We start from the raw sequence: 17,319 nt of genomic DNA, 5'->3' as shown, positions 1-17,319 counted from the left end.
ATTTAAATTACTGCTCTTCCTGGAATAATTAATTTTTCTCCTGGATAAATAATATCAGGATTTTCTATGTTATTTATTTTTATTATATCTTCCATAGTCGTATTATATTTTTTAGCTAAATTCCAAATAGTATCGTTTTTTTGTACTACATATATGCTTATTGATGCATTTTTTTCTTTAACTTCATCCTTTTGTTCTATATCTTTAATATATTGCTTTACAGTTTTTTCTTTAACTTTAGCCAATATATATATAACTGCTTTAACAGCAACTGTATTTGCTTCAACTGTGCTTTGTATATTTTCTAAATTCACATATATATTTTCTTCCATTCCATCATTTATATTTTGTATATCTATTGAACACTCAAAAGGCAAATCTCCAGACACCGTATTTAAATACTTATTTTCGTCTGAACAAGCATATATACTGTCAACCTTTAAAACACCATCTACAATAACTTTATTATTATCTATTTTACTATTTACACTTATTACCTTACCTATACTACTTATAATTTGTGCTATATTATCATCATTTTCTAATGATATATTATCCTTAACAATGATTTCTGTCGAACCTTCTGCTCTAGTCATACATATATTAAACGCATCTTTATTAACAGTTATTGTACTTGTAGGTGAGTATATATCATCTAATATTTCTATATCCTCTATCTTAATAATTTTAGTATCAACGTTTACTACTGCATCAAAATCCACAACTTTTTTCTCATTAGTTTCATCTTCTTCAACATTTATATTAAAATTGTGCAATTCTATATCATAATCCGAAATCATACCTAACCCAACACCAATAACTTCTTCTTCTTTCGTTACAGGAATATCATCTTCTAAAACGTATAACTCTTTCCCATCATTAGACTTATACACAATATTCATTTTTATATAACAAGATGCTTGTACCTTATCTTCTAATATCTTTATATCTTTTTTATGAATCAAAAAACTATGGCTTATTATCTTATCTATTTGTGGTTTATCAATCCCAACTTTTATTTTGGATTTAGCTTCAATATTGAAATTTTTATTAGCCACTATTTTTTCTATTCTATCTGGTTTTTTCTGAAGTTGTACATCTCCATTTGAATTTACATCTTTAATAAACTCAACATTCTCTCTCTCATAAACCCTAGATTTTATAGTAAAATAAGCTTCAATATTTATTTTTCTCTCATTTATTATATTTGAATTAATATGTTCCAATTCACATTTAGCATAGCATACCATTTTATGTTCTGCGCCTTGTATATCTATTTGATTAGATATATTTTTTTCATAAACATGACTAGTTATTACAAACTCTCCTTCTTCCTTTGCTAAATAAATTACATTAAACTTTAATAAAGTTTCAACTACGACCTTATCTGTCTGTACCTCTTTATTTATTATAGATGTATCTACATCTAAAGATAATATTTTGTATACATCAGGATGTGTATCTGGAATTAAGTACTCTTCTTTAACTGGTATGCTTACAGATTCTTCTCCAACTAATTTTTCAAGTTGTATATTTTCTTTTATAATATCTAAATTAACCATGAACTACCCCCCATTATTATATTTAATATAATATATATCCACAAATAAAATTTTATTCCTATTTATATAATTTTTTAATTTTATTTACATGTTTCATGATATTATAGTGTTATTTAAAGTCTATAACTTCTATTCATTAAAAAAATAAAAAAAAAATTATATTTTTTTCACTATTATTGTTGACATATCTCTAAAAATGTCGTATTATAAAGTAGGTTATTGACCATATAACCTCTCATAAATTCTCAATACCCTTTTATACCATAGTTGAAAGATGGAAACCCACCATCTTTCTTTTTTTTGCATATAAAAAAGAGCTAACGCTCTTTTCAAGAAAAATTTAATTGCACAGTATTGGTTAAAATATCTGAATAATTATAGGTTAAAGTTCTTGGAAAATCATTTTCTACCCTTACAACAAAGATGCTCGCATACACGCCTTCTAAAACTCCTTCTTGTATTGATATTTTTTTTCTCCCATTATTGGCTTTTAATAAAACTTTCTGTCCTACATGTTCCTCTAAATCTTGTTTTATTGTCTGCAATGTAGTATTTATTTTCATCTTTTAACACCTTCCTTCATTTTATTTTTGAGAATGATGTTTTTAATGATTTTTGCTTACTTAAACATCTAGTTTTATTATCAGTCAAAATTCCTAAAATTATTCTATTTGTACTTAATTTATATAAGGGGATTTAGGATACCCTTCTCTATATTTTCCTCTAGTCTGTAAACCACCAATTCCCTTAATTCCTGTAATAGTATTTTCTATAACATCTATTGTAGACACTACTTCATTTATTCTTGTATATGCTATTTTTTCACATACAAAAACAGGGTCTAAACAATGAATCAAGACTCTATTTGGTGAACTTGCAAAATTAGCACCAGCATCTAATATAGCTTCATAGCAAGATTGACATGCACCAGCAAATATAACTAATTCATCATAACTAGCATTATAATTTCTAAGAACATTTACAGCTTCTATGAAATATTTAGAATTTCTATAATTATTTAAGTCTAAATAATTAGTTGTCCCTTTTATCACCCCATCATGACCAGTTAACACAACTATATCTGGTTTGCATTCTTTTACATAATCTAAAATTTTTCTTGGTTGTTCATATTCCGAAATAGCAACTCCTGTAGCATCTAACTTTAATTGCTTATACACCTTAAGGCAAGTTTCCAAATAACTTGAATCTCCATCAACATGAAGTATTTTCCCTGGTCTACCAAAAACAAGATGGTCGTTTTTACTAATCTTTTGAGATTTTTGACTTGGCTTTACACCTCTTCCTCTTAAAACCATAGCTCGTCTAATACTTTCATTAACTCTTGAGTTAAATATCCTATCTTTATCCCCTGCAAAATCATCTCCAACATTCTCTAAATCATCTTCTAAAGAGTCGGCTATTATTCTAAAGTTTATACCTTTTAATATATAAATTTTTTTATTTTTTTTTTCCTTTATATCTATTATTTTAAACGTTATATCTCTACCATAAGATTTTCTTACAACATATTCTCCAATCTCCATAAAATCACCTAAATAATATCTATTTTATCTTATTATTTTATGTATTTTTTATTAACATGTTACATTGAAGTAATAAGAGCGCCTATTTTAGGCGTTCTTATTACTCATTTTGATTATAAATTTTCTTAAATTCATCTATAAACTTAATATATTTATCTTGTTCGTTTATCATATTATTTATTTTTTTAGTAAAAGTATTTTGTCCCCATGTAACCTCATTATAATAATATCTATTAGCTAATCTCCAAAATCTTTGTGGAAATAATAAATAAGCAAACAATACCCTATATTCATTTTCTTTAAGTTTTGAAACCTTGTTATATTCTTCTATTATTTTATTAGCATATTTTATATCCCAATCCACTTTTTTAGATACTTTGGTTATAAAATTAGCCAAATCATAAACCCTAACTTCTCTCTTGCAATAATCAAAATCTATTATATTCACATTATTTTCTTTGCCTATAATAATATTATGATAAGTATAATCGTGATGACAAAATATTTTATTTACTTCTGCTTCCTCACATAAATTTAAATAATCAGAAGTTTTTAAAACATTTAAAGCCCTTTCCCCTAATTTTTTATAAAATTCAACATTACTTAAATAGTCTAAATCATATTGTTGTTTATTATGTTTTTTTCTAGCCATATCTCTCATTTTATCTAGGGCTTTAATTCTTTTTTCCATAAGACTTACCCATCTTCCTAAATCGCTTTTAAGCTTTGAATTCTCTGGTGGATCATACCCCTTACTGCACTCATGAAGTTCTGCTAATTTAGCCGATGCTAAGCTTATATCATCTATTGATGTAAAGTCACATTCACGTCCCTCAATCCATTCAGACAATGTATACAAATCTTCATTAACCATTGCATATGGCTCATTATCTAAATTCATAAAATATCTATCAACACTTTTAAAACCATTATTAATTAGATGCTCTTTGGCTCCACATACAAATTCTAATTTTTGTATACCAAAATTTATCTTCTTTAAACATCTCTCACCCTTATCGGTATTTAAATAATATACCCCTTTATTAGGTTTCATTGTTTCTATTTTTATATTAAATTGTCTTTCAATTTCAAATTCTCTCATCATATTACTCACCCCCTATATATTTATATGATGAGCTATATATTTTTATTAACATTTTATAATAAATTCTAATATAATAAAATTATATCCATGAAGGAAGGATTAATTTATGAATATTAGTATAGATGGCAGAGCAGCTACTTTATATAGAGGTACTGGTATTGGAAACTATACTTATCAATTAATAAACAATTTTAATCAAATAGATTTTTTGAATAAGTATACAATATTAACTCCTAAAGATTCCAATTTAGATTTAAATTTAAAAAATAATTTTTCCCTTACAAATTCATCAGGAAATCCTAATAATAATTTTTGGGAATATATAAAAACACCTAATATTTTAGAAAAAAATAAATATGATATATACCATATACCACAAAATGGTATAGGAATGTGCGAAAATATTTCCTGTCCTTCAATAATAACATTACACGATATAATCCCATTAAAAATGCCTGAAACTGTTAGTCCTGTATTTTTAAAAGTTTTTAACGAACAACTGCCTACAATTTTAAATACAACTAGTAGCATCATAACAGTATCGGAATTTTCAAAAAAAGATATCTGTGAATATTTTAATTATCCAGAAGAAAAAGTTTATGTTACACAATTAGCTGCCGAAGAAATGTATAAACCTTTAGATAAACATTATTGTAAAAAAATCCTAAAAAAAAGATATTCAATTGATACTGATTTTATACTATATGTTGGAGGCTTTAGTCCTAGAAAAAACATTTTAGGATTAATCGAAGCTTTTAATATCGTAAAAAATAAAACAAAAAAAAATTTAAAGTTGGTTATCGTAGGACGACATGGATTTTCCTATGAGACATATAAAAAACGTACTATTGAACTCAAATTAGAATCTTCTGTGATTTTCCCAGGATTTATAAAAACAGATGATATGCCTTACTTTTATAATGCTTCATCAATGCTTGTATACCCATCATTTTACGAAGGATTTGGACTCCCAGTTCTTGAAGCTATGGCTTGTGCAACTCCTGTTATCTCATCATCTTTAACATCTGTTCCTGAAGTTTGTGGAGATGCTTCTATTTTAATAAATCCATCTAATATAGATGATATTTCCTCTGCTATACTTAATATTTTCAATGATAAAGATTTAGCATCTTCTCTTATATATAGAGGACTTATTCATTCTAGTAAATTTAGTTGGAAAAAAACTGCTTATAATACCCTTGATGCCTATGAAAATACTTTATTATCACTATAAAAAATATAAAAAGCACATGATTAACTCAAATAAACATGTGCTTATTTTTTTATTATAAATAATTGTTTTTATAATATTCTAAAGTTTCTTTTTTTTCTTTTTCATAGCTCAACTTATTTTTAAACTTATAAAGATATGATTCATAACTCCATTCTTTAAGTTTTTTATAATATTCTATAGATAAAATAGTAAAGTCAGATGGATACATCATATATATATACATAATTTCTAATTCTTCTTTAGTTAATCTACTTACTTTATCATAATTACAAATTATAGAATCACACATCTCTACACTAAATCCAAATCTTTTTATGGTTTTAATTATAAAATCACTTATATCTTTTGCTCTAATATCTATTTTTAAATAATCAAAATCTATAAAATATACTTTATTATCCCTAATTATTATATTATGATAAGCTAAATCATTATGGGAAGCAACTATATAATTATTGTTATTCCAAAGAGAGTAATATTTGCTATTTTTTAATAAATCGATACAAAAATCTATCTTCTTAATATTTCTATCAACGTTATTTATAAATATTTCATCAAATTCATTCTTATATTTAAAACTTAAAACATCTTCTTTAAATTTTAGTAACGCCCTTTTATCTTCATCAAATTTTTTCTCTAAATAGTAATTTCCTAAATTGTTCATTATCTCTTTATTCGATAAAGTTGTTAAAAATCCATCTGATGCTTTATGCATTAATGCTATTGCCTTTGCTGTTCTTTCTAATTCTATGGGATTTGCAACATCACATTCCACACCTTCTATTAAGTCCATCAATATATACGTTTTATTCTTCCAATTAATATACTTATCACCATTTGGAAGAGTATTTATATTTAAGATATATGGATAATCCTTTTTTATATAATCTATACTCCTACAAATAAAATCAAGTCTAGCAATTGGATACTCTATCATTTTTAAAATTTTTTTCCCTTGCTTAGTATCCAAAACATAAATATTTCTATTAGGCCACAAATCAATAACATCCAACCCTAAACTTTCAAAAAAATCTACTGACAAATCATATCCACACAAATATTTTTCATCGCTATACCTTACCTTCCCCATAATAATCCACCCCTAAATCAAATCATTGTTATATAAATTCGTCAAAAATTCTGATTTCTTAAAAATTTCTTCTTTATCTAACCTTTGCATTAAATATTTCTTTTGTATAATTTTCATTGAATCATAAGGGTATGACAACAAATTTTCTATATATATCTTACTATCATTATCTAAATTGTGGCTCTTTATAAAAGAATTTATTATCTTGTTACAATCTAAAGAATTCTTTCTTTTTCTATACTTAAAAAGATACTTATAACAATCATGCTCTATTAAATTAAATGCCATTTTACTTAAATCAAATATATTTATGTTTCCATCTTTCCAAATATTATTTGAAGATACTTTTCCTACACATATTTCATTATTTCTCATTGATCTATGTATAAGATTTAAATATGAACTTTGATATATTGTATCTATTGCAATTTCAGCTTTTCTCACCACATTTTCAAGTTCATTAAAATTATAATTTTTAATAAGCCGTCTTCCCCTTCTATTCCACACTTTAAATGTTTCTATATCCTTCCATATAACATTAGGAATACCTAAACTGTATGGCTTATCGTAATTTAATAATATTTTTTGTATTTGAATTAAATTATCTATATCATTATCAAAACTATTATTATTTTGTTTTTTTCTCTTTTCAGCAATGAATATCCCACTATCATTTAAAAATTTCACTAATTCATTACTCATATTCATACAATCACCCCAATTATACTCTATAATTGTTCAATAAATTCTTTCCTCATCTCTATATCGTTTATATACTTTAATAACTTATTTATAAACACCTCTTCTTTCCATGGCTGTTGTTCCCAATAATATTGAATACCTAACTGCCAATAAGCTTGTGGAAACATAATAAAATATTTTAAAATTTTAATTTCTTCATCCGTAATACTTTTAACCATTGAGTAATCATTAATTATTTTTTTAAATTTATTAATATCCCACTTGCCATCTTTCATAACTCTTATACAAAGACTTCCTAAATCATGAAGGTAAGTATCCAATATACAATAGTCAAAATCAATTATTCTTATTTCATTATTACTGTCTAATAAAACATTATGATGCGCATAATCATGATGACAAAATCCTCTCCTCATAACTTGCCTAGACATAAGACTCATATATCCACTTTTTTTTAAGTTTATTATACAATTTTCAACACTTTCTAATTGTTCAATTATAATATCTAAATATAATAAATCAAATTCTGATTTATATGACTTTTGATATATTCTTTTTTTAAAATCTAATATTTCATTTCCTCTAGTTTGAAAATTTTTTATCCAATTCCCCCAATAAATTCTCGGCTTCATCTTTGAATTTATTGAAAACCCTTCACTCCCCCTATGAAGCTTGGCTAAATTTATCGTTGCCAGCTCTAAATCCACAGGGTTATCATAATTTAATTCTCTAGAATCTATCCATTTAGTTAAATAAGCAAATTTATCCTTAATTTTAATATAATTTTTATTATCAGTAGTATTTATTATTTCTAATATATTCTTATAATTATTATTTTTTAAATGTTCCATTGCTGAAATTATAAAATAAAAATGAGGATATTCATATCCTATTACCTTTAAACAAAATTTAGAATTACTATTATCTATTATTTTATAAACATTTTTTATCTTTTCTACACTTTGTACATTAATACTATATTTTTCCTCAACTAAGTTTTTAATATAAACATAATCCATATACTATCCTTAAATATTGATTCATTATATTATATATTTTTTTATATTACTTATATTCACATCTAACATCTTTTTATAATATTATTTATTATATGAATATTTTTGGAGATGTTTACCTTATGAAAATACTCTTAGATGCTAGAGGTGCATCTTGGTATAATGGTACTGGTATTGGTACATATACCTTTAATCTAATAGAATCTATGATTAATATAAATAATTCTAATGATAAGTTTCACTTATTTTGCTCTGGAGGAAAAGAAGAAGCTTTTAATAAAGATAATACAAAAATTATTATGTCTTCAAAAAAACATCAACACTTTTTTGAAGATTATTATATTCCACTTTATGCAAATAAAGAATCTATTGATTTATACCATGTCCCTCAAAATGGAATAGGACTAAATGAAAAAGGAGATTTTTTAAAAATCGTAACTATTCATGATTTAATTCCATATGTTCTTCCAGAAACAGTAGGAAAAAACTATCTAAAAAACTTTCTAAAAGATATGCCTGCTATAATAAATAATGCAGATGGTATACTTACTGTGTCAGAATACTCCAAAAAAGATATATTAAAATTTTTCCCTTCATTTCCAAGTGAAAGAATAATCGTAACACCACTTGCCGCAAACAAAAATTTTAAACCCCTAGATAAAAGAAAATGCAAACAAGAAATGGTAGCTAAATTTAATATAAACAACCCATTTGTACTATATCTTGGTGGTTTTAGTCTAAGAAAAAATGTTAAACTTTTAATAGATGTATTTAACAATATCTTTTCATCATTAAACGGAGAATTTGATTTAGTTATAGCAGGTTCTTTAAAAGATGAAGGACTAAAGTTAAAAGAATACTCAAACAATTTAGAAGGAAGAAACCATATTAAATTTATTGGCTTTGTAGAAGATAGTTTCTTACCAGTATTATATAACGCTTCAGAACTATTTGTTTATCCATCACTTTATGAAGGCTTTGGACTTCCTCCCTTAGAGGCCATGAGTTGTAAAACACCAATAATAAGCACCAATATAACATCTATCCCTGAAGTGGTTAAAAACCCTTATGTTTTAATAGAACCAAATAATAAACACGATTTAGAAAATAGACTAGTTACGCTTTTAAATAATGATAAATTAAGACATGCATTAGGAAACGAAGGCTTTGAAAACAGTAAAAATTTCACTTGGGAAAAAACAGCTAAAAAAACCTTAAATTCTTATAAAACATTTTATAAATTAGGTAAAAAAGATAAATAAAATTAAAGCCATATTAATATAAATTTAATATGGCTTTAATTTTATTTAATAATCTATTTTATATTCTTCATTAATTTAAATTGGCACTAGCTTCTAACACCACATTTAATGTAATATTTTTTCCATTTCTTGATACAGTCATGCTTACAGTATCACCACTACTATAATTTTGTTTATACGTATTTAATTCATCTATACTTGTTATTTTATTTCCTCCAAATTTTGTTATTACATCACCACTTTGTAGCCCTGCCTTTTCAGCTGCACTATATTCTGATACTGTAACTACATAAACTCCTTTTGGCAAATTTCTAAACTTAGCTGTAGTTTCATCTATAGTTCTTCCGGTTATACCTAATAAAAGCATTGGTTTAGATAAATCCTCCAATTTTTCTGTAAGAACATTTATAGGAATTGAAAAACCTATACCTTCTATGCCTTCCCCTACCTCTTTTGCTGTATTTATACCTATAACTTGACCTTGTGAATTTATAAGTGGGCCTCCACTATTTCCTGAGTTTATAGCCGCATCTGTTTGAATATATTCAACTGTACTTGAATCATTCTTTGTTATCGTTCTATTTGCAGAACTTACTATACCACTAGTTACAGTTTCACTAAATTCTTTTCCAAGAGGATTTCCAATAGCAATTACCTCTTCCCCAGTTTCAACTGATGAAGAATCTCCAAGATTCGCAACACCTGGCATTTCTATATCATCTGTTACTTTAAGTACTGCTAAATCTTCAGTAGAATCGTAGTTTACAACCTCTGCACTTACTTCCTTTCCAGTACTTAACACTACATTAACACTTGTTGCCCCTTCTATAACATGATAATTAGTCACAACAAGACCCTCTTCACTTATTATAAAACCTGATCCTAAGCTGTTAGAAGTCCCAGATGTTGAGTTTATTGTAGCATCAACACCAACTACAGCAGGTGCAACCATCTTTACAACCTCTGCAATCGTTAAAGAACCACTTGAACTTGTAAACTCCTTTGATGTATTAGTAGTAGTTGAATTTGTTCCTGAACCATATACGCTACTTTTATTAGATCCATCACTTATTTCAGTATCAGATTTAACCATATAGTAAACTCCATATCCTCCAGTTACTCCACCTAACATAGCACATACTAAACCACCAGCAATAAAAGAAATTGATTTTTTAAATTTTCTATTTTTATCTAAACAATTATTTTCATTATTATTGTGGAATTTACTCATAATATAATCCTCCTAAAACACTAATTAAACTCCTTACACTAACTCTTTTCTTTAATTATATATTATCAGTAATTTATGACATTTTTATGTCATATTTATTATTTTATTCCATTTATTTTTATACAATATAAAATAACCCTATTATCTTTCCCCCAATCTCAAATTAGGTTTAGCATTTAAATCCATACTAGCTACATTACCCCTTAAAAATTCAAAATAAGCAGCACTTCCTATCATAGCTGCATTATCCGTGCACAAAATAGGACTTGGAAAAAGAACATTTATATTTCTCTTTTTTCCCTCTTTAATTAAACTTTCTCTTAAAGCAGAATTTGATGCAACACCTCCTGCAATAGCTATTTTATCTATTTTCTTTATTTTACACGTTTTTATTACATTATCAGTTAAAACACCAACAACAGCTTTTTGAAAACTAGCTGCTACATCTGCTTTATTTATTTTTTCATTTTTCATCTCCATTTTATTTAGATAGTTAAGTACAGCAGATTTTACCCCGCTAAAGGAAAAATCTAAAGTATTATCATGAAAATTTGCTCTTGGAAATTTAATAGCATCTTCATTTCCTTCTTTCGATAATTTATCTATTTTAGGTCCCCCAGGATATCCTAGTCCTAAAGATCTTGCAACCTTATCATACGCTTCTCCTGCTGCATCATCCCTAGTCTCTCCTATAATCCCATAATTTCCATAATCTTTTACATGAACTATAAAAGTATGTCCTCCTGAGACTACTAAACATACAAAAGGCGGTTTTAAATCCTTATGTTCTATAAAATTTGCACTTATATGTCCTTCAATATGATTTACCCCAATCAAAGGTTTTTTTAAAGAATAAGCAAGCCCCTTAGCATACTGAAGACCAACTAATAACGCCCCAACAAGACCTGGCCCATAAGTTACTGCAATAGCATCTATATCATCTAAAGTTTTATTAGCCACTTTCAAAGCCTCACTAACTACTGAATTTATAACTTCTATATGCATTCTAGATGCAACCTCTGGAACTACTCCTCCAAATTTTTTATGTGTATCTATTTGAGATGCTATAATGTTAGACAAAACATCTCTACCATTAACTACTACAGCTGCTGATGTTTCATCACAACTGCTTTCAATAGCTAAAATTATTTTATTTTCCATTTTTTATACCTCGTAAACTATATTTATTATGTAATTTGTATTATACTTCATAGTGTTTATACATTCAATAAAGTATAGGCTTAAATAATATGTTATAATTATTATAAATTTTTATATAAAGGAGAAATTATGAGTTGTTACGCAAGAGTTATAATTAAAGGCTCTCCTATTTCCAAATCAAATTTTAAAATGTTTAATTCTAAAGGGCGTGCTATCCTTCCTAATAATTCTGGGAAATATCATGATAGATATGCCAATTATGAAGAACAAATATCTTACGAAGCTAGAATACAAAATCCAAACATAGTATTAGATGAAGCATTAATTGCTATTTTAAAAGTTTATTACAAAAGTGAAAAACGCCATCCAGACACAAATAATATAACAAAAAGTATTTTCGACGGTATTGAAAAAAGCGGATTAATAGTAAATGATGTTCAAATTAGACGAATAATTATAGAAGAATTTTATGATAAAGAAAATCCTAGATTTGAATTGGAGCTTTTTGGTGAAAGCGAATATTCTATAGATTATAAAATAGTAAAAAACTCTACTATAAAACCTAAAACTATTTATTCATCTAATAAAAAAATAACTTCTTCAAAAAATACAAATAAAAATACTATTACTAAGCCTATAAACGATACTAACAAAACTTGCTCCATTTGTGGTAAAACAATAAAATCTAATGATTTTATAACAGCTAATAAAGGAAAAACAGTGATATGTAGAAAATGCTTATCTAAAACTTTTTAAAAACATTATAAAAATATGAAATTTAAATTATATGCAAACTACTACATATTAATTTAACTTTAACCAATAATTAAAGAGAGGTTACTAATAAATGATTTATTTGAATAATTCTTGTAAAATAGTGTGCATTGGAGATTCACTAACCTTTGGATATGGCATCCCCCAAAAGGAAAGTTGGACACATTTATTAAAAGAAGATTTAAAGCTAAATCTTATAAATAAAGGAATAAACGGTGATACATCAATAGGCCTTTTATCTCGATTTTTTAAAGATGTTTTAACAAACAAACCACAAATTTGCATTATAATGTGTGGAACTAATGATATCCTATCTAATAGGAGCGTGAATTCTATCATAGATAACATAAATATTATGATAAAGGACTGTTTACTTAATAATATAATCCCTATAATCCTTTCTCCTCCTAAAACTTTCAAATCATTAGCACAAAAGCTTTGGGATGACTCTATAAATTATATTAAAATAAATAATAATTTAAATTTGCTTAACAAAGAACTTGAAAAATTATGTATTTTAAATAACATATATTTTTTAGATATTTACAATTTAATTAAAGAAGAAAATATATATTTTAACGATGGAATTCATTTAAGTAAATATGGAAATTATTTAATGTTCAATGAAATAAAAAATTTATTAATCAGTAACTTCCCCTATAAATAGCGTTAATATTTATAGGGGATAAGTACTAATTATATTAATTTCTTATTAAATATTCTTTCACAATTTTCCCAACCTTCATACCTTCTTCTACGCATTTTTTTGATAATTCATCACAATGAATTGCATTTCCACACGCAAGTATATTTTTTCTGCTAGTTTCAAATTTTTCATTAACTAATATACTATCATTTTCTTTATTTATCTCTAAACTTAATTCTTTAGCAAGTTCACTTTCTGAACTTCTATTTAAAGAAATTAATAATGAATCACATTCTATGGACTCCATAATTTTGTCATCACTTGCAAGTACAACTCCACTAATTCTCTCATCACCAAGTATATCTATAATATTATGATTTAATTTTATACATAGATTAAAATCTTTTATTATTTTTATACTTTTATCAGTTCTACAATTTAATTTATTTGATGGTTCTATAATAGCTATAACCTCAGCACCTTCAACAAGCAAACGCCTAGCTATTAAAATCTCTTTATCTCCAGAACCTAATATCACTATTTTTTTACCCGGTAAATATCCTTGAGCATTTATAAACCTCTGAGCAGCTCCTATTGTATAAACTCCTGCTATTTTATTAATGGGAATATCAATATTGCAATTAAATTTTTCTCTGCTTCCAGTAGCTAATACTATAACCTTAGCTTTAATAATTTTCATTCCTTCATTTGGACTTACATAATAAATCATATTTCCATTTTTTACACTAAGTGCTGTAGTATTTAATTTAACTTGAATATCAGAAAATTTTATACTATCTATAAAATATTGAGCATATTCACTTCCAGTTACACTATGACCAAATATATCTTCTCCATAGCCACAATGAATTGTTTGGTTTAATTCTCCCCCCAAATATTCTTCTCTTTCAATCAAAAGTATATTTTTAATATTTTCATTATCAGCAGATATAGCGCATGCCATTCCAGCTGGGCCACCGCCTATCACTACTAAATCATACTCAAAATAAACATTACTCATAAGTATTCTCCCTTGATAATTGATAAATAATATAATAAAAAAAGCTTATAGATTTTACTATAAGCTTAAATATCAAATTGGCTCCTCCGAGAGGGCTCGAACCTCCAACCTATCGGTTAACAGCCGAGTGCTCCACCATTGAGCTACAGAGGAATATTAGTATTTGAAAGATATATTCTTTCAAAATTACACTAAGTATTAACATAAAGTTAATTAGATCAAGCCCTCGACCTATTAGTATCAGTCAGCTAAATATGTTACCATACTTACACCTCTGACCTATCAACCTTGTGTTCTTCAAGGGGTCTTACTAGCTTATGCTATGGGAAATCTCATCTTGAGGTGGGCTTCACGCTTAGATGCTTTCAGCGTTTATCCCTTCCCGACTTAGCTACCCAGCTGTGCTCCTGGCGGAACAACTGGTACACCAGAGGTCAGTCCATCCCGGTCCTCTCGTACTAAGGACAGCTCCTCTCAAATTTCCTACGCCCGCGACGGATAGGGACCGAACTGTCTCACGACGTTCTGAACCCAGCTCGCGTGCCGCTTTAATGGGCGAACAGCCCAACCCTTGGGACCTACTTCAGCCCCAGGATGCGACGAGCCGACATCGAGGTGCCAAACCTCCCCGTCGATGTGGACTCTTGGGGGAGATCAGCCTGTTATCCCCGAGGTAGCTTTTATCCGTTGAGCGATGGCCCTCCCACGAGGTACCACCGGATCACTAAGCCCGACTTTCGTCCCTGCTCCACTTGTGGGTGTCGCAGTTAGGCTCCCTTCTGCCTTTGCACTCTTCGAACGATTTCCGACCGTTCTGAGGGAACCTTTGGGCGCCTCCGTTACTTTTTAGGAGGCGACCGCCCCAGTCAAACTGCCCACCTAACAATGTCCTGTGACCAGATTCATGGCCGCCAGTTAGAACTTCAGTACTATCAGGGTGGTATCCCAACGTCGACTCCACTAAGGCTGACGCCCTAGTCTCTCAGTCTCCCACCTATCCTGTACAGACAATACCGAAATTCAATGCTAAGCTACAGTAAAGCTCTACGGGGTCTTTCCGTCCAATCGCGGGTAACCAGCATCTTCACTGGTACTACAACTTCGCCGGATTTGCAGTTGAGACAGTGCTCAAGTCATTACGCCATTCGTGCGGGTCAGAACTTACCTGACAAGGAATTTCGCTACCTTAGGACCGTTATAGTTACGGCCGCCGTTTACTGGGGCTTAAGTTCACACCTTCGCTTACGCTAAGTGTTCCCCTTAACCTTCCAGCACCGGGCAGGCGTCAGCCCCTATACATCAGCTTACGCTTTAGCAGAGACCTGTGTTTTTGCTAAACAGTTGCTTGAGCCTATTCTCTGCGGCCTACTCTCATAGGCATCCCTTATTGCTAACTTACGGGATCAATTTGCCGAGTTCCTTAACTGCAATTCTTCCGCCGGCCTTAGGATTCTCTCCTCACCTACCTGTGTCGGTTTGCGGTACGGGCACTACTTCTCTCTCTAGACGCTTTTCTTGGCAGCGTGGAATCATGTACTTCGGTTCCGTAGAACCTTCCCCATAACATCTCATCATTATTACAACGGATTTGCCTATTGTAACTGACTAAATGCTTAGACTAGCATCCAATAGCTAGCACACACTATCCTCCTACGTCACGCCATCGATAATAACGATGGTAGTGGTACTGGAATATCAACCAGTTGTCCATCACCTACGCCTTTCGACCTCGGCTTAGGTCCCGACTAACCCTCAGCGGACGAGCCTTCCTGAGGAAACCTTAGGTATTCGGCCTGTAGGATTCTCACCTACATCTCGCTACTAATGCCAACATTCTCACTCGTAATCAGTCCACCACTCCTTACGGTATGACTTCAGCCCGATTACGACGCTCCTCTACCGCTTGAATAAATTCAAGCCCGTAGCTTCGGTGGTAAGTTTTAGCCCCGAACATCTTCGGCGCAGGATCTCTCGACTAGTGAGCTATTACGCACTCTTTTAATGAGTGGCTGCTTCTAAGCCAACATCCTAGTTGTCTTAGAAATCCCACATCCTTTTCCACTTAACTTACACTTTGGGACCTTAGCTGACGATCTGGGCTGTTTCCCTTTTGACCACGGATCTTATCATTCGTAGTCTGACTGCCGAACTTATAGTATATGGCATTCGGAGTTTGATAAGGTTCGGTAAGCGCTATGCCCCTAGCCCATTCAGTGCTCTACCTCCATTACTCATATTCGACGCTAGCCCTAAAGCTATTTCGAGGAGAACCAGCTATCTCCGAGTTCGATTGGAATTTCTCCGCTATCCACAGCTCATCCCATGCTTTTTCAACAGCAACGTGGTTCGGTCCTCCACGAGGTTTTACCCTCGCTTCAACCTGGCCATGGATAGGTCACCCGGTTTCGGGTCTACGACATGCAACTAGTTGCCCTATTAAGACTTGGTTTCCCTTCGGCTCCGTACCTTAAGTACTTAACCTTGCTACATATCGTAACTCGTTGGCTCGTTCTACAAAAAGCACATCATCGCACACATAAGGTGCTTTGATCGGTTGTAAACATATGGTTTCAAGTTCTATTTCACTCCCCTCCCGGGGTTCTTTTCACCTTTCCCTCACGGTACTGCTTCACTATCGGTCATCAGGTAGTATTTAGCCTTGGGAGGTGGTCCTCCCTGCTTCCCACAAGGTTTCACGTGTCTCGTGGTACTCTGGATTAGAACTTGATTACTCTAACTTTCATTTACAGGACTATTACCTTCTACGGTAGAGCTTTCCAGCTCTCTTCAATTAGTTATAGTTTCTCGTTATGTTCTATCCACAACCCGGAAACAAGTTTCCGGTTTGGGCTCTTTCCCTTTCGCTCGCCGCTACTTAGAAAATCGATTTTTCTTTCTCTTCCTCTAGGTACTTAGATGTTTCAGTTCCCTAGGTTTACCCTCGTTAACCTATTTATTCAGTTAACGATAC

General features: G+C 29.9%; 14 protein-coding genes, 1 tRNA gene and 1 rRNA gene. 4 read left to right on the top strand and 12 right to left on the bottom strand.

Going from position 1 to position 17,319, the window contains the following annotated elements; all coding sequences use genetic code 11:
* Positions 1 to 2: 2 nt before the first annotated feature.
* The 4 genes from DR020_RS08290 to DR020_RS08275 all read right to left on the bottom strand — a co-directional run bounded on the left by DR020_RS08290 (position 3) and on the right by DR020_RS08275 (position 4,211).
* Positions 3 to 1,562: a DUF3794 and LysM peptidoglycan-binding domain-containing protein gene (locus tag DR020_RS08290; protein WP_058992574.1), complete on the bottom strand. Its 1,560-nt coding sequence runs from the start codon at positions 1,560 to 1,562 to the stop codon at positions 3 to 5.
* 329 nt (positions 1,563 to 1,891) lie between these two features.
* Positions 1,892 to 2,125, bottom strand: coding sequence for a Veg family protein (locus DR020_RS08285; protein ID WP_055259582.1), 234 nt, complete (start codon positions 2,123 to 2,125; stop codon positions 1,892 to 1,894).
* 114 nt (positions 2,126 to 2,239) lie between these two features.
* Positions 2,240 to 3,106 (bottom strand): sporulation peptidase YabG, encoded by an 867-nt coding sequence (gene yabG / locus DR020_RS08280; protein ID WP_055259584.1) that lies wholly within the window; start codon positions 3,104 to 3,106, stop codon positions 2,240 to 2,242.
* 100 nt (positions 3,107 to 3,206) lie between these two features.
* Entirely contained in the window at positions 3,207 to 4,211 is a 1,005-nt protein-coding gene (locus DR020_RS08275) for a CotS family spore coat protein (RefSeq protein WP_112365704.1), read from the bottom strand.
* Positions 4,212 to 4,317: 106 nt separating this feature from the next.
* On the opposite strand from DR020_RS08275, the gene DR020_RS08270 reads away from it, so the two are divergent.
* Positions 4,318 to 5,445, top strand: coding sequence for a glycosyltransferase family 4 protein (locus DR020_RS08270; protein WP_112365703.1), 1,128 nt, complete (start codon positions 4,318 to 4,320; stop codon positions 5,443 to 5,445).
* A 52-nt stretch (positions 5,446 to 5,497) separates the two neighbouring features.
* Here the strand turns inward: DR020_RS08270 and DR020_RS08265 are convergent, their stop codons facing one another.
* From DR020_RS08265 to DR020_RS08255, 3 genes are read right to left on the bottom strand one after another with little or no spacing between them, the layout of a single operon-like run.
* The gene (locus DR020_RS08265) at positions 5,498 to 6,535 is read right to left on the bottom strand and encodes a CotS family spore coat protein (protein ID WP_112365702.1); all 1,038 of its coding nucleotides are present in this window, start codon (positions 6,533 to 6,535) and stop codon (positions 5,498 to 5,500) included.
* A gap of 12 nt (positions 6,536 to 6,547) precedes the next feature.
* Complete coding sequence (locus DR020_RS08260; RefSeq protein WP_146739591.1) at positions 6,548 to 7,237, bottom strand: hypothetical protein; 690 nt, start codon at positions 7,235 to 7,237, stop codon at positions 6,548 to 6,550.
* Positions 7,238 to 7,263: 26 nt separating this feature from the next.
* Entirely contained in the window at positions 7,264 to 8,256 is a 993-nt protein-coding gene (locus DR020_RS08255; RefSeq protein WP_112365701.1) for a CotS family spore coat protein, read from the bottom strand.
* A gap of 119 nt (positions 8,257 to 8,375) precedes the next feature.
* Here DR020_RS08255 and DR020_RS08250 point away from each other — a divergent pair, with 119 nt between their 5' ends.
* Positions 8,376 to 9,515 (top strand): glycosyltransferase family 4 protein, encoded by a 1,140-nt coding sequence (locus DR020_RS08250; RefSeq protein WP_055259598.1) that lies wholly within the window; start codon positions 8,376 to 8,378, stop codon positions 9,513 to 9,515.
* Positions 9,516 to 9,585: 70 nt separating this feature from the next.
* Here DR020_RS08250 and DR020_RS08245 read toward each other — a convergent pair whose 3' ends face one another.
* Positions 9,586 to 10,746 carry a S1C family serine protease gene (locus DR020_RS08245; protein WP_055259600.1) on the bottom strand — a complete coding sequence of 387 codons (1,161 nt, stop codon included), beginning with the start codon at positions 10,744 to 10,746 and terminating at the stop codon, positions 9,586 to 9,588.
* A 141-nt stretch (positions 10,747 to 10,887) separates the two neighbouring features.
* The gene (tsaD, locus tag DR020_RS08240; protein ID WP_112365700.1) at positions 10,888 to 11,907 is read right to left on the bottom strand and encodes a tRNA (adenosine(37)-N6)-threonylcarbamoyltransferase complex transferase subunit TsaD; all 1,020 of its coding nucleotides are present in this window, start codon (positions 11,905 to 11,907) and stop codon (positions 10,888 to 10,890) included.
* Between the two features lie 129 nt (positions 11,908 to 12,036).
* Between tsaD and DR020_RS08235 the strand changes: the two genes are divergently transcribed.
* Both DR020_RS08235 and DR020_RS08230 read left to right on the top strand, forming a co-directional pair.
* Positions 12,037 to 12,663 carry a RusA family crossover junction endodeoxyribonuclease gene (locus DR020_RS08235; RefSeq protein ID WP_055259604.1) on the top strand — a complete coding sequence of 209 codons (627 nt, stop codon included), beginning with the start codon at positions 12,037 to 12,039 and terminating at the stop codon, positions 12,661 to 12,663.
* A 91-nt stretch (positions 12,664 to 12,754) separates the two neighbouring features.
* Positions 12,755 to 13,348, top strand: a complete 594-nt coding sequence (locus DR020_RS08230; protein WP_058992567.1) for a GDSL-type esterase/lipase family protein — start codon at positions 12,755 to 12,757, stop codon at positions 13,346 to 13,348.
* Positions 13,349 to 13,382: 34 nt separating this feature from the next.
* On the opposite strand, the gene DR020_RS08225 is transcribed toward DR020_RS08230, so the two are convergent.
* From DR020_RS08225 to DR020_RS08215, 3 genes are all read right to left on the bottom strand, one after another.
* The gene (locus tag DR020_RS08225) at positions 13,383 to 14,348 is read right to left on the bottom strand and encodes an NAD(P)/FAD-dependent oxidoreductase (RefSeq protein WP_058992565.1); all 966 of its coding nucleotides are present in this window, start codon (positions 14,346 to 14,348) and stop codon (positions 13,383 to 13,385) included.
* Positions 14,349 to 14,426: 78 nt separating this feature from the next.
* Positions 14,427 to 14,501: transfer RNA gene (locus DR020_RS08220), tRNA-Asn, on the bottom strand.
* 61 nt (positions 14,502 to 14,562) lie between these two features.
* Positions 14,563 to 17,319: ribosomal RNA gene (locus DR020_RS08215) — 23S ribosomal RNA — on the bottom strand; the annotation flags it as partial.

Origin of the sequence: Sarcina ventriculi, from assembly GCF_900456775.1 — a bacterium.
Lineage (GTDB): Bacteria > Bacillota > Clostridia > Clostridiales > Clostridiaceae > Sarcina > Sarcina ventriculi.
Note: the sequence above shows the minus strand (reverse complement) of the source record. Positions and strands in the feature narration are given on the sequence as shown.